This window comes from Bdellovibrio sp. HAGR004, assembly GCF_055397015.1.
In genome coordinates this window covers 2,801,064-2,814,456 of record NZ_AP029176.1, presented here as the reverse complement: position 1 = coordinate 2,814,456, position 13,393 = coordinate 2,801,064, and the positions used below count along the sequence as shown (strand labels likewise).

Here is a 13,393-nt window from a genome sequence, read left to right as displayed (position 1 = left end):
ACTTTAAAATCGAACACCAGAGCCGCTCTGGGAGCGGTCGTGACGACATGCGCTATGTCTTAGAGAACCAGATCAATCACCGCGCGAAAGCCATGAGTGCCTGCGACGGCAGCCAGAAGCACACGAAGAGCGTTGATGGTTTTTCCGTTAGCGCCAATCAGACGACCACGCAGATCCTCGGGGACTTCGATGCGATAGACAGTGGTTTTGTCACCCTCGACGTAGCTGACCTGAATGTTGTTTTGGTTGTTACATAGATTCTGTGCGATGGTCTGAAGCAGGCTGCGGATCTCTTCTCGGGCTAAAGGGGAGGTCGTGATCGGTAACGGACGCATCTTAAATACGGGAATAGCAGAATCATTCATTGGTCAAATACTCCTTAAGTTCATTTTCTGGATCAAGAAAATGAAACTCAAGGAGCTTGTGAAAACCAGTACCGTATTCTGTTTGAAGCGAAAGTTCAAACAGGGCTCAGAAGTTTAGATGTCGTAGATGCCAAAGCCAGTGTCTGGCACATCCATGACATCAAGAGCTTGGAAGATTTCTTCATTGTCTTCAAACTCGCTGCGCTTCTTGGCGTTCAAGCGTTTCTCATCGTGGCAAGGAGTGTAAGCTGAAATTGATTTAGCGATCTTCTTGGATTTTCCACTTTTGGCTTGAGGGCGCAGGACATCCCAATAGGATTTGCGGCTAAACAGGGCATCGTCGCGACGAAGCTGGCCATCCAACATACTGAAGGTGCAAGAGAACGTATCCGAAGGATATTTGCTGTCGCCGTTGCTACAGTCCTTGGCGTAAGCACCCTCCTTGCCAACGTGAAGCTGCATCAGACCATACAGACTGCCATTGGGACCCTTGGCGGGTGCGTTTTTGTTGCAGGTACTTTCATAGTTGGCCATGGCATTAAAGACCAACACCCAGAAGTTGGCTTTGTCAGTCGGTTTCATTTTGGAATAAGTCGGGCAGACGCGGTGAATGTCCGGTGAACCCTTTTCAAGGTTCGGGTAAGAACCCTTTAGATAGTCCTCGCGGATATAGTGCCCCCACTGACCCAACTCAGTTCCACTGGCGAAGTTGTTGCACTTCGGGCCCCATTTTAGGTTCTTATTGATGTCGGTGATAACTGTCGCGACAAACTGCATGTTGTCTTTCATGCGAGGGCCTGCTGGTGTGTTCACAAAACAATCCGTGCAGATGCCAGCCTCGGTATTGCCACGCGTGGCCGGGGCGGTCGGTGAATAAAGCACAGTGATTGCAACCAGTGCGGCGATTCTAGATGAAAACTTCATGTCCAGTCTCCGAGTTAAGTTGTCCTCTAAAGGTGTGGTTGATGAGTCTCTCTTCGGCTCATGCTTGGACTTTCTGTACCAAAAGAGAGTTTTTTTGTTCCCTCCAAGGTTGGAGGGACGTTCGAACAACAGGGTGTTCTATTTTGAGTCAAACACGGTACTGAAAACCAATTAAGACTCACGATTCCTTTTTATTGACCAAAGTTCAGGGATGGGGGAACAGTGGACCTTTTCCACCGGAGTGGTGCTAAAGTCTCTATCCAGAGGTCGAAATTTATGAGCACAAATATCATTGAAGTCCGCAACCTGGCCGTCGAATTTAAGACCGAAGAAGGTCTGGTTAAAGCCGTGAAAGACATCTCTTTTGCCATTCCCAAAGGTAAAACAGTGGGACTGGTAGGGGAATCCGGCTCGGGTAAAAGTATCACTTCGCTGGCCATCATGCAGCTGATTGGAAATCCCGGCAAAATCACACAAGGCGAGATCCTGTTTGAAGGTCAGGATCTGTTGAAGTGTTCGGAAAAGAAAATGCGCAGCATCCGTGGCGCGCGTATTTCCATGATCTTCCAGGAGCCAATGACCAGTTTGAATCCGGTCCTGACCGTGGCTGACCAGATCACAGAAACCCTGATGTTGCATCAAGGGCTGAGCAAGCCTCAGGCTCTGGAAAAAGCACTGGACCTGCTTAAGCAGGTGGGCATTCCACGTCCTGACGAAAGACTTTATTTCTATCCTCACAAGTTCAGCGGCGGGCAGCGCCAAAGAATCATGATCGCCATGGCCATTGCCTGCAATCCGGATGTTTTAATCTGTGATGAACCGACGACGGCGTTGGATGTGACGATTCAAAAACAGATCCTGGATCTTTTAGCAGAGATTCAGCAAAGAACCGGCATGAGTTTATTGTTTATCACCCACGATCTGGGGGTGGTGGCGGACATCGCCGACGAAGTGATCGTCATGAATAAGGGTGAAATCGTGGAGCGCGGGCGTTCGAAGGACATCTTCGAAAAGCCCCAACATCCCTACACCAAGGGTCTTTTAGCTTGCCGTCCGTCCCTGGAAAAGAACCCGGAACGTCTGCCGACATTAAGTGATTTTATGACGGCCGAGGGTGAGGAGATCAAAGCTCCGGTTCAGGCGCAAGTGAGGGCTCCGGCAGTGGCTCGAGAAGACAAGGTTCTTTTGGAGGTCAAGGATCTGCAAACTCATTTCCCACACACTGGTGGTTTGCTGGGGCGTGTGCAGTCTTGGACCAGAGCCGTGGACGGTGTCAGTTTCCAGGTAAAAAAAGGCCGAACGCTGGGACTGGTGGGTGAATCTGGTTGCGGCAAGACGACACTGGGTCGCACAATCCTGCGGCTGATTGAACCCACGGGGGGACAGATTATCTATGATGGCCAGGACATCTCGGCGATGGATGCTCGTCAATTGATGCCTGTCCGTAAGAAAATGCAGATCATCTTTCAGGATCCATATGCTTCGTTGAATCCACGCATGACAATTGGGGCCATTCTGATGGAACCGATGCAGATTCATAACATTGGGGACAACAATAATCAGCGCCGTGAAATCGCCGCTGAGATGTTGAAAAAAGTCGGCATGAACCCTTCGATGATGAATCGTTATCCTCATGAGTTTTCCGGCGGACAAAGACAGCGCATCAGTATTGCGCGTGCCTTGATGGTGCGCCCGGATTTCATCGTCTGTGACGAGTCGGTTTCGGCTTTGGATGTCTCCATTCAGGCGCAGATTCTGAATCTTCTGCTGGATTTGCAGGATGAGATGAATCTGACTTATATCTTTATTTCGCACGATCTGTCGGTGGTGAAATTTATTTCCGATGAGGTGGCGGTGATGTTCGGAGGCAGGATTGTAGAGCACAACACGGCTCAAAGCATCTATGAAAATCCGCAGCATGAATACACCAAGAAGTTATTGGGAGCGATACCCAAGGGCATTCCCAAAGAGCTGGTGTTATAAGAAAAAGGCCGGTTGAGAAACCGGCCTTTTTTAGTGGCGTCGCTGGTACCAGCTCCACAGATCCTGACTGAATTGAGCGGGACTGGAAGAGCCCTCATACAGGGAGCGGATCTGGCGAAGAGCCGAGGCCTGTTGGGCCCCTGTAATTTTCAGAATCCTGAAGAGCTCATTCAAATATTTTCCCTGACCCGCCTTTAGTTCTTTTCCCAGTTTGGCAAAATGAATGGTGGCAAATTGCTGGGTTTCCAAAGCTTGTTCGCTGACCTGGTTCTGGGGGCTGCTGAGCGAAGAATCTGAAGTGGGCTCCGGCCCTTTGCCAGACATCACTTCAGCGTCGCGCGCATGAGTTTCCCAGTTGGGCACAAAGGTCTCTTCATTTGGTGCAGAGGAGTCCTTGGGGGTTGAGGAACAGCCTGCCAAAGCCAGAAGGGTGATGGAAATAAAAACGTATTTAAGCAAGTGGCTCTCCTTCATCTTAAGAGCCGGCAGGCTCGGGAGGAAGTGGTATAATGTCAGCTTCCCCGGGAACCTGGGGGAAGGTCAACTCTCGCCATTGCTTTTTGGCTTCTTCGATTTTTTCACGCGAGGATGAAACATAGTTCCAATAGATATAACGCGGTTCCGGGAAGGGTTTTCCTCCCAGAACGATGAATTGTGTGTCCTCGGTGGCTGTGACCTTCAAGGACGAGCCCTGCTCCAGGACGACAAAGTCATCAGGTGGGATCTCTTTGCCGTCGATGTCCAGTCGGCCTTTGATGATATAGAACGCCAGTTCCTGATCGCCCGGATCAAAGGTGAAGGTGTCAGACTGCCCAAGCTTTACATCCATGAAGAACAGCGGGGAATAGACATCGACGGGGGATTTTTTGCCGAAGGCCTCGCCCGCAATCAGGGTGACGTTGGCACCATCGACCTGGAAGTTGGGAATAAGGGACTTTTCATGATGGGTGAAGCTGGGCTGGCGATCTTCTTCCGACAGTGGCAAGGCCACCCAGAACTGCAGCAGGTGCAGACGGTGGGCTTTACCCTGGACGGACTCAGGAAGGCGCTCGGAATGGGAAATGCCGCGTCCTGCAGTCATCCAGTTGACATCGCCAGGCAGTAAAACTTGTTTGTTGCCCAGGCTGTCATGGTGAAGCACCTGACCTTCCAGCAGATAGCTCAGGGTGGAAAGGCCGATATGGGGATGAGGGCGGACATTGAGTCCGTCACCTGCGGCAAAGTCCGTGGCCGGGAAATAATCAAAAAAGATGAAAGGGCCTACCATTCTTTTCTTGGCATAGGGAATCAGTCGGTGAACCTGCGGGCCGCCCACGGACACCAGGCGGGGAGGAATCTCCATCAGAATGTGATTTTGCGAAGAACTCATAATCGGACCCCTTTTCTTCTGTGGATTATCATGTTAGCTTAAACCAATTTACCAATTGAAGAAAAATAATGGGAGTAGCATGAAAACAAAAAAAGAAATCGTTGATAACTGGTTGCCTCGCTACACAGGCGTGCCACTGAATGAATTTGGCCAGTATATTTTGCTTACGAACTTCGGCAACTACGTCAAAATGTTCGCTGAACAGTTTAATGTCCCTGTGCGTGGTTTGGACAAACCAATGCAGAGTGCTACGGCTGAAAACATCACTATTCTGAATTTCGGCATGGGCAGCGCCCTGGCCGCGACTTGCATGGACTTGTTGTCTGCAATCAATCCCAAGGCCGTTTTGTTCCTGGGTAAATGCGGTGGTATCAAGAAAAAGAACCAACTGGGTGATTTTATTCTTCCGATCGCGGCAATCCGTGGCGAAGGAACCAGTAATGAATACCTACCGGCAGAAATCCCGGCATTGCCGTCCTTCCGTCTGCAAAAGGCCGTTTCCACCATGATTGCAAAACACAGCTGTGATTATTGGACGGGTACGGTTTATACAACCAATCGTCGTGTGTGGGAACATGACGAAAACTTCAAGGACTATTTGACCAAGACACGTGCTATGGCCGTGGACATGGAAACTGCCACGATCTTTGTGACAGGCTTTGTGAATGAGATCCCACGCGGGGCTTTGTTGCTAGTGTCTGACAACCCGATGATTCCAGACGGAGTTAAGACCGAAGAAAGTGACAGGAAAGTGACCGCCAACTTTGTAGAGAAGCATTTGGCTATCGGCATTGATTCTTTGCGTGAGCTGCGTGATTCCGGCGAATCCGTGAAACACATGCGCTGGGATTGATTTCAGACAGTTTCACCCATCTTCCATTCCAAACCCCGTTGCGCTCGACTAGGTTCAAAGGCTTAAGGAGGCCGCGATGGGGAAACGGATTCTGGTTTTGTTTACAGTCATAAGTCTTTTTGCCACTCTGGGGGCGCAGGCGCAGCAGGATCTGCCTCTGCCGTTGCCGGATGAACCCTATCCTGGGGAGCCCAGTCCGAATCCCAATCCTCCACCGAAACCTCCACCTCGACAGGAGATTCCTTATTCATTAGGTGGTGGGGACACGGGGCGGTTTCGGACTCGCACCTTCGACTTTTTTCCTCGCGTTGATTTGAATCGTATTGTTCGTATCCGTTTGGTGGGAACGCGAAATAATATCGATATCAAAGACGTTGTCATTCAGTATGCGGATGGAACCGGAGAGTGGCCGGAGCAGCGACTGCCCGGAGAATTAAAGTCCGGTGGTGCGCGCGAAACATGGCTGAATGGACGGCCTGTTTATCGAATTCAGATTAAAGCGTCGAACTCACATTTTTGGAAAAAGCCCGGAGGCTTTCGCGTGGATGTGATTGCGGTGAGATAAAGAAGATGCCCAAAGTTTCAGCATGAAAATTGGATATGAAAATGCAAAAAGCTCTCGATTTCGAGTCCGTATTTCTGCAAAATTCACCTTTTTTCATGCAATTAACATATTGTGTCATTTCAAAAGTTGCGATATAACTGGGCCACTTTAAATCACCTAGACGTTTAAAAGCACTATTGGGGAGGCTCGTTTTGATCAATCCAGGCACTAACATGCACGCCGACGAAATCGACACAGATTTGGACTCTGACCTAGACAACGAAAAAGAGGTGAAAAAATCGGCCTTCGACGTAGATGTCGATGAAGAACAGGAAACCGCTCTACTGGCGAGCCTGTCTGACAACCTTCTGATGGAAGGTGAAGAAGATGACCTGAATCTGGATGAAGTGGAAAACATCCTGGAACTTCCAGACACAGGTTTCCCGAAGTTCACATTGGCTAAGAATAAAGCTCGCTTTTTGAGAATGGTCAGCTGGTACCGTGGAAAAGAAGAGTGGATCGAAGTAGCTCCTCTTTCTGGCGTGACGAAGCTTTTCAAAACTCAGACGAAAGAGCTCGAAGGCATCCGTTCTTCCAAGTTGGATTATGAGATGGAACTTGAGACAGGAACTTTGACTCCTTCTCAAAGATCTTACCGCCGCGACGAACTTAAAATGTGTAAAGTTCAGGAAAAAATGGCGGTTCACTTGATCTCCAAGCTTCAAGTGAAGATCAAATCCGGCCGTCGCTAGTATTCTTCTTAAAATTTGAACCACTAAAAAACCCGTCTCTTGAACAAGACGGGTTTTTTTGTTTACAGCGGCAGGCTGAGGCCGACAAAACCAAAAGGTACCTGCTCACTTTTGCAGAAGTGTCATGTCGTAAATTCCCTTCCTAGCTAATATTTCATTATAGGAGTCTTGTTGTCCGCAAGTCGGGGATTGATGCTTTGTTGCTCTAAAAGTGACCAGGAACCTTCTGTTTCTATGAATTTTGGTTTAGAGTTTAGGTCGTAGCTCTCATAGAAAGGTTTTGATCATGAAAAAGAAACATAAGTCCGAAAAGCACGCCAAACCATCCATTAACATTGGTATTCAGGAAAAAGACCGTCAGAAAATCGCTGATGGCTTGTCCCGTTTGCTGGCGGATTCCTACACTCTTTATCTTAAAACCCATAACTTTCACTGGAACGTTACGGGACCTCACTTCCAAACACTTCACGTGATGTTCGAAGGCCAATACACAGAATTGGCAACCGCCGTGGATTTGATCGCTGAGCGTATCCGCTCTTTGGGTGTCGCGGCTCCGGGTACTTATAAAGAATTTGCGAAACTGACCAGCATCGAAGAACCCGTTGGTGTTCCCTCTGCGACGGAGATGATTGAACAGCTCGTGCAAGGACAGGAAGCTGTCGTGCGTACGGCGCGCTCCATCTTCCCACTGGTTGAAAAGGCCGGGGATGAAGTCAGTGCGGATCTGTTGACCCAAAGAATGCAGCTTCACGAAAAAACGGCTTGGATGCTTCGCAGTTTGCTGGAGTAGTTCTTTAAAATCACCATACTTGGTCAAAAGCCTCCGCAAGCGGAGGCTTTTTTATTTTCCCAGTTGCAGATCCAGGATCTTGGGGTAAGCGGTCTGATTCTTTTTCAGGGCCTTTTCAATTCTTTGAAAAGTCTGCTCATCGATGTTCTTGCGAAAAGCGATATGCAGATTCAGTTTTGAGTTCGGCACCACAAAGATCTGGAATTCTTTTTCCGCCTTAAGTTTATGCAGAATGTATTCTCCATTGGAGGCGGTGGGGATAAAAATTCCATCCAGTCGATGAGAACGCAACTTTTGAATGTTCCGTTCGATAACATCTTCGCCACTAAGGGATTCCACCTTGATTCCCTGTTCAATCAATTCATGGGGGGTAATGGAGTCTTTTGAGTGCCCCAGCGTCAGACCTTGGAAGTCCGCCAAGGACCGGACCCGGGCCAGAGGGGAGTCTCGACGAACGATGATGGCCGAGGAGGTTGTGAAGAGGGCGACGCTTGAAAAGCGCAGGAATTTTTCACGCTCCGGGGTGCGTGCCAAAAACAGGGCGGCATCGGTTTTGTTGTTTTGCAGATCCTGCAGAACCCTTGCAAACGGAGTTGGGATCCATTGGATTGTCACCCCCGGTGGGGGATTTAAATACTTCTGAAAAAAGATGATGCCCGGTCCCCGAGGGGTGCCCTTTTCCACAAAGATGTGGGGTGGGAAATCATAGACATTCACGCGCAGAGTGTCTGCAAAGGCTCCAGGGCCGATCAGGGCCATTGTAAGAAAAACTAGAAGTACTTTGTTCAAGGTGTATCCCGGTCTGGTGCCGGACACTATATCAAAGCCCCGACAGATGTAAATCAGGACTTCGATAACACCCTTTAAATAGAAATAGCGGTCAAGAGGCATTTTGAAGACCGACAAAAGTCCAGTGTTTTGGACTGTTTAAAGTGTCTCAAAAAATATTTGCAACTGGCCCTTAATTCTCAGCGTGATACGCCGATAGGTACAAAGTGAGTCAATTAAGCTTTGATAATGTTTCAAAAGGGGAGGACTAAATGTCACGTACAGTTATGATCGTGGTGAGCGATAACCAGGAAACCATCGAGAACACAAAGAAGTACTGGGAGAATCACGATGTGACAGTTCAAGCATATTCTTCTGCACAGTTCAGAGAAGGGCTTGATAATGCATTTTTCAGACAACAACTGGTAGCGGGTGTTCCGGCTTTGGCTTCTGGCACAAGCCCGATCAACTCTGACGTGGGTGGCGGCAACGTTATTCAGTTCCCAACACCGACTGCAACAGCAACTAGCGTACAAAAAATGGAAGAGCTTGAAGCTCAAGCCATCGAAAACGCGATTGTTCAATACAAAGGCAACCTGACTGAAGCTGCTAAAGCTTTGGGCATTGGTCGAGCAACCTTGTATCGTAAAGTAAAGCAATACCACATTGATCCTTCTGCGGCTCGCAAGAAGAAAGTGGCGGCTTAGTCTCCTTTTGAATTGAAAAACGAAGACCGGGTGATAAAACACTCGGTCTTTGCTTTTACAGGACTAAGATGACCCGTACTTTCTTCGCTATTCTACTTGCACTTGGCTGTGCCTATGCGGCCTACCACTTCACTCTAAAAAAGAGTTTTGTAAACCCGTACCCGGTGCTTTGCGATCTGGTGTCGCAAAAAATATTCCTGGATGATGCCAAAATAAAAAACTGGAAAAAGACCTGCCATCGTCGCAGTCGTCTGGTCACGCCTTATTCTCAAAAAAAGCTGATCATCAAAGACATGAACAATGTGCTGGCCCTTTTAAAAGTGTCCCATCTGGAAGTTTATGATTCCAAAGAGGTCGCCAGTATCTGGCGGGGGGAAAGTCTGGAAACGGGCATTGAAAGCCAGTTTGTGGATGGAGAGCTTGTGATCTTCAAGGTGCATCCCAACTCTCCAGCCGAGGCTTTGGGGCTGCGCCGTGGGGATATTATTCAGACGATCAACGCGGAACAACCCAATCCCTGGGACGCTCAGACTGAGCCGGGCTCTTACCTGATTCTTCGCAAAGACAAAGAGTTTTCCGTGAAAATGAAACCTCGGTCGATTATCCGTTCTGAAGAAATGACTCTGGAAGCAAGGGCTCCAGGGCAGGCGGTCTTGAAAGTGCCGTCATTCCGTGCCGCCTTCTTCGCAGATGAAAAAATGCAAAAGCTTGAAGCAGACCTTCGCTCTTTCAAGCGAGTGGTTGTGGACTTGCGCGGAAATGCCGGAGGAAACTTTGTTGCGGGCCTTCGATTTTTATCCCTGTTTTTGTGCAGACCCGAGTTGGTGGGAAGTCTGGAACGTCCGCGTGTGACGGTGAAAAGTTCTGCGGAACTGCCCAATGAACTGGATGATCAGGCGCAGTTGGCGGTTTTGGATGCGCACAGCGAAGTTCTTTTAAAAACATTCGCTCGGACAAACTGCTATGAAGGGGATGTGCGGGTTTTGGTGGATGGAAAGAGTTCCTCCGTGGCGGAAATGGTTGCACAGGCATTAAAAGAATTCAGAAAAGCGCCGTTGTTGGGAAGCCCCAGTCGCGGGCAGCTTCTGGTGGGAGTTTGGTATCCACTGGATGAAGTGGCTCCAGGGGTGCAAGTCTCCATTCCTGAAGCCGTTTACCTGAGCCAGAAGAAGCATCGCATTGAAGGTCAGGGCGTGGAGTTGGACCGGGTCCTGTATTATCATTTGCCGGAAATGCAGGCGGGGATTGATTCCTGGGAAAAAAAGGCCCTCGACTAGACCCTCGGAATTTGGATTTTTATGTGTCAGGATGAGATGATCAGAATGATACGTCTAACATCTTTTGTACGTCTGTTCAGGCCTTGTTCAGCTAGAATGAATAAGTGCGGTTTTTAAACGGCATGCCCTTCGCAATGAAAGTCATCAGGACTCGAACTGTCGTGACTTCTGAGGGGTGAAATAATGAGGAACGCAAACGTGATCGAATTTCCCAAAGCACAATCTGTAAGAAAAAGATTGCAGGACAAAGCGCAAGAACAAAAAGCGGTCCTGGTTCTGTCCATTGCCTCTGTTTTGATTATGACAGTTTTCCTGAATCAATGGCTGGTGCGCAGTCCGGATCAGGGTGTGGCGACGGCGGGAAATCGTGGCGTTGCAAGCTTCGCACCTTCCACTTTCGCCAAAGACGTTAAGTGGGAGCATGATCTTGCCAAGCGCATGGCGCGGGAAAAGTCCACCGTGGCGGCAAGCCTGGCGGAAGCGCCGACCTTGCGTGATGAGCTGGTATTTGGTTTCCTGGAAGGCAAGTACGGCATGAAAACCGTCGAAGGCCGTATTGAAAGTCTTGAATTCATCGATGCGCAAGCCGGCGAACAGCCCATGCAGATCCAGGATAAAGCGGAATTCCTGAAGAAGTATTCCGAGGCCTTTGGTGTGCAGTTTGCGGAAGTCAGCTTGGCGCAGAACTCGGCCGGGGAGCAAGTCTATAGTCTGATTGACTCTTCCAAAGAGATCGTCGGCAAAGCTCAGTTCGTGACTGACGATCAGGGCCGGGTCCAGGCGATCCATTTCGCGCACTAATCTCTTTAGTGTTTCCTGTTTCAAGCCGATACGATCCTTATGGTGTTTCCAGATCTATCGGCTCCTGAAGTGAAGCCTCATTATCCGAAATCCAGTTCCGTGCCTGTCGCTTTCGTGGCGGACAGGTTTGTGGCGTTGATACTGGATTTTTTAATTTTTTCCCCCATCATCAGTCTGTTGATTGCCGGTTTGGTTCGTCAGACAAAAACATTCTTTTTGCTGGATATGCAGTCCGCGGAAGGTGTGATTGCGGCGTCACTGGTTATCAGTTGCATTGTTGTGCTGGTCACCATCCTGCAGTCAGTGTTTTTGTACTTCTGGCAAGCGACACCAGGACAGTTGTTCATGCAGATCAGGGTGATTTCTTATCCGATCTATCAGTCTCGTTTGACTTACGCACAGTGTTTGATCCGTTCCGTGTGCTGGAGCTTTGGATTCTTGCTTCTGGCCTTGCCGTTTTTGGAAATCCTTAGTCATCCGTTCCGCCGGGCCTTTCCGGACCGCGCAGCAGACACGCTGGTCATCACGCTTAAGAAAGAACATGATGACGGGCCGATGCCTATCGAGTCTCGTTTTATATCCTCCTGGATGCGCATGAGCTTTTTGTTTTTGGCTTTGTTTGGAGTTCTGGGCTTCATGAAGGCCTATCATGGTCTGCAAACTGGAGCCTTTAAATCCACCGTTGAAAAATCAACGGTGACCGCCTGTCGGGAAGTCAAAGGGACTGAGGGCTTAGAGGGGGCGGCGCGATTGGATACCGCCTTGTCGTTATTCCTGCTCAATGAAATTTCGGGCGAGTGTCTGGAAAAAGAAGCCGACGTGGCCCTGTGGGGAGACCCGGTGAATTCTCAGCCCCTGGCTTATCTGGCGAAATATTTACTGGCAGACGGTAAAGCCCAGGAGGCCTACTTTGCCAAGGTTTGTGAAGACTCTTCTTCTGCAACCTGCGCTTTGGCTCGTTATATGGCAGAAGATGGTGATCTTGAGGATCTTGAAATGGCGGATTCCAGTTTGCTGGTGACGCAGTTCCTGAAGTCAGAGGATCTTTTTGCTGCCCAGGACTATGTGGGAAGCTTAAAAGCTATTGCACAAATGCAGAAAAATCCAGTCATGAAATCCGCACTGGAAAAGCGCTATGTGCGCTCGGTCTGGGCTTTGCGCGACACTGAATTCACACCTCAAAAGGGCCGGGCTCCGGCCAGTGTTGATCCGGGAACCTGGATCGATGACTTTAAAGAGCGCTATGAGGTTCCATGATCATTCCATGTCCAGAAGATTTTAAGGACTATTCCCGCTATCCGCTGACTATCACACTGGCGGTGCTGAACGTTTTCATTTTTATTTTGATTTTCAGCGGAGTGGGTTCAAGTCTGAGTTCTTCACCCGTGTTGCAGAAAGACGGGCTGATTTTGACGGGACGCCTTTATTATCAGTATTTGCAAACTCTGCCGGCCCAAGAGCTTTATGACAAACCTGAATGGGTCTTGCAGATGGGCTCATCGAACACGGATCACATGGGGCTTCTTGGAGCCTATGCGCTTCGGGATTCCCGTTTTCTGCAAAAGGCTGAGGCATTGACCTATCGCGGGGACGAGGTGCAAGTGACTTCGTGGCGTAAAGATATCTCTGAGTTTCGTAAGAAGTATCAAGAGCAGCTGTTGTATCGCTTTGGCTTAAGCTCCGGTGCCAAAGGGCCGCTGTCCTGGTTCACCTATCAGTTTTCTCATTCCAACTGGATACACCTGCTTTCCAACCTCGGTTTCCTGGTGCTGATTGGCGCGGCGGTGGAAGTGATGGCTGGCAGTGGGATTTTACTTATTGTCTATATGTTGGGTGGCTTTGCCGGAGGCATGGGCTTTTTGCTTTCAGATCTGCATGGAACTGTGCCGATGGTGGGGGCGAGTGCTTCTATCAGTGCGCTGTTGGCATTTTATTGTCTGGCTGAAATGCGAGCGCGAGTTCGTTTTCTATACTTTGCCTCGCCCATGCCCGGGCACTATGGCGCGATTTTTTTACCGACCTTGTTGATTATCCCTTTATTCCTGGTGGTCGATGTGGCGAATCTTTGGGCGACCCCTGAGGGGATTGGCGGGGGCGTGGCCTACGCCGCTCATATCGGCGGCAGTGTTTTAGGAGCTGTTCTTGGTTGGGCCTATCGTGGGCGCTCGATTCAACCTGCATCTCAAAATTGATATTGTAATTTCTATATACCCGTTGACAGGATCGTTACGGTTAGGACATCTTACTTCGCAGAGGCTGT

15 protein-coding genes are annotated in these 13,393 nt (G+C 49.3%); 10 read left to right on the top strand and 5 right to left on the bottom strand.

The window, feature by feature from the left end:
• Nucleotides 1-59 precede the first annotated feature (59 nt).
• Nucleotides 60-365: a KH domain-containing protein gene (locus tag ACZ5ZV_RS14070; RefSeq protein WP_464117759.1), complete on the bottom strand. Its 306-nt coding sequence runs from the start codon at nt 363-365 to the stop codon at nt 60-62.
• Between the two features lie 114 nt (nt 366-479).
• A complete protein-coding gene (locus ACZ5ZV_RS14065; RefSeq protein WP_464117757.1) occupies nt 480-1,289 on the bottom strand; it encodes a hypothetical protein in 810 nt (269 codons plus the stop codon).
• 276 nt (nt 1,290-1,565) lie between these two features.
• Here ACZ5ZV_RS14065 and ACZ5ZV_RS14060 point away from each other — a divergent pair, with 276 nt between their 5' ends.
• Complete coding sequence (locus ACZ5ZV_RS14060; RefSeq protein ID WP_464117755.1) at nt 1,566-3,272, top strand: ABC transporter ATP-binding protein; 1,707 nt, start codon at nt 1,566-1,568, stop codon at nt 3,270-3,272.
• Between the two features lie 30 nt (nt 3,273-3,302).
• Here the strand turns inward: ACZ5ZV_RS14060 and ACZ5ZV_RS14055 are convergent, their stop codons facing one another.
• The gene (locus ACZ5ZV_RS14055) at nt 3,303-3,731 is read right to left on the bottom strand and encodes a hypothetical protein (protein ID WP_464117753.1); all 429 of its coding nucleotides are present in this window, start codon (nt 3,729-3,731) and stop codon (nt 3,303-3,305) included.
• 16 nt (nt 3,732-3,747) lie between these two features.
• Nucleotides 3,748-4,641, bottom strand: a complete 894-nt coding sequence (locus ACZ5ZV_RS14050) for a pirin family protein (protein WP_464117751.1) — start codon at nt 4,639-4,641, stop codon at nt 3,748-3,750.
• Between the two features lie 79 nt (nt 4,642-4,720).
• Between ACZ5ZV_RS14050 and ACZ5ZV_RS14045 the strand changes: the two genes are divergently transcribed.
• The 4 genes from ACZ5ZV_RS14045 (at nt 4,721) to ACZ5ZV_RS14030 (ending at nt 7,580) form a co-directional block, all read left to right on the top strand.
• Complete coding sequence (locus tag ACZ5ZV_RS14045) at nt 4,721-5,494, top strand: AMP nucleosidase (RefSeq protein ID WP_464117749.1); 774 nt, start codon at nt 4,721-4,723, stop codon at nt 5,492-5,494.
• Between the two features lie 76 nt (nt 5,495-5,570).
• Nucleotides 5,571-6,059: a hypothetical protein gene (locus ACZ5ZV_RS14040; protein ID WP_464117747.1), complete on the top strand. Its 489-nt coding sequence runs from the start codon at nt 5,571-5,573 to the stop codon at nt 6,057-6,059.
• Between the two features lie 191 nt (nt 6,060-6,250).
• Nucleotides 6,251-6,790 carry a hypothetical protein gene (locus tag ACZ5ZV_RS14035; RefSeq protein WP_464117745.1) on the top strand — a complete coding sequence of 180 codons (540 nt, stop codon included), beginning with the start codon at nt 6,251-6,253 and terminating at the stop codon, nt 6,788-6,790.
• Nucleotides 6,791-7,076: 286 nt separating this feature from the next.
• Nucleotides 7,077-7,580 carry a Dps family protein gene (locus tag ACZ5ZV_RS14030; RefSeq protein WP_464117743.1) on the top strand — a complete coding sequence of 168 codons (504 nt, stop codon included), beginning with the start codon at nt 7,077-7,079 and terminating at the stop codon, nt 7,578-7,580.
• Between the two features lie 51 nt (nt 7,581-7,631).
• Here ACZ5ZV_RS14030 and ACZ5ZV_RS14025 read toward each other — a convergent pair whose 3' ends face one another.
• On the bottom strand, nt 7,632-8,471 hold the full coding sequence (locus tag ACZ5ZV_RS14025; RefSeq protein WP_464117741.1) for a substrate-binding periplasmic protein: 840 nt from the start codon (nt 8,469-8,471) through the stop codon (nt 7,632-7,634).
• Between the two features lie 149 nt (nt 8,472-8,620).
• Between ACZ5ZV_RS14025 and ACZ5ZV_RS14020 the strand changes: the two genes are divergently transcribed.
• The 5 genes from ACZ5ZV_RS14020 to ACZ5ZV_RS14000 all read left to right on the top strand — a co-directional run bounded on the left by ACZ5ZV_RS14020 (nt 8,621) and on the right by ACZ5ZV_RS14000 (nt 13,325).
• Complete coding sequence (locus ACZ5ZV_RS14020) at nt 8,621-9,055, top strand: helix-turn-helix domain-containing protein (RefSeq protein WP_262553912.1); 435 nt, start codon at nt 8,621-8,623, stop codon at nt 9,053-9,055.
• A 68-nt stretch (nt 9,056-9,123) separates the two neighbouring features.
• Nucleotides 9,124-10,332, top strand: coding sequence for a S41 family peptidase (locus tag ACZ5ZV_RS14015; RefSeq protein WP_464117739.1), 1,209 nt, complete (start codon nt 9,124-9,126; stop codon nt 10,330-10,332).
• 183 nt (nt 10,333-10,515) lie between these two features.
• The gene (locus ACZ5ZV_RS14010) at nt 10,516-11,133 is read left to right on the top strand and encodes a hypothetical protein (protein ID WP_464117737.1); all 618 of its coding nucleotides are present in this window, start codon (nt 10,516-10,518) and stop codon (nt 11,131-11,133) included.
• 39 nt (nt 11,134-11,172) lie between these two features.
• Complete coding sequence (locus ACZ5ZV_RS14005; RefSeq protein ID WP_464117734.1) at nt 11,173-12,390, top strand: RDD family protein; 1,218 nt, start codon at nt 11,173-11,175, stop codon at nt 12,388-12,390.
• Nucleotides 12,387-13,325: a rhomboid family intramembrane serine protease gene (locus tag ACZ5ZV_RS14000; protein WP_464117732.1), complete on the top strand. Its 939-nt coding sequence runs from the start codon at nt 12,387-12,389 to the stop codon at nt 13,323-13,325. Before ACZ5ZV_RS14005 ends, ACZ5ZV_RS14000 begins: the two co-directional genes overlap by 4 nt.
• Nucleotides 13,326-13,393: the final 68 nt, after the last annotated feature.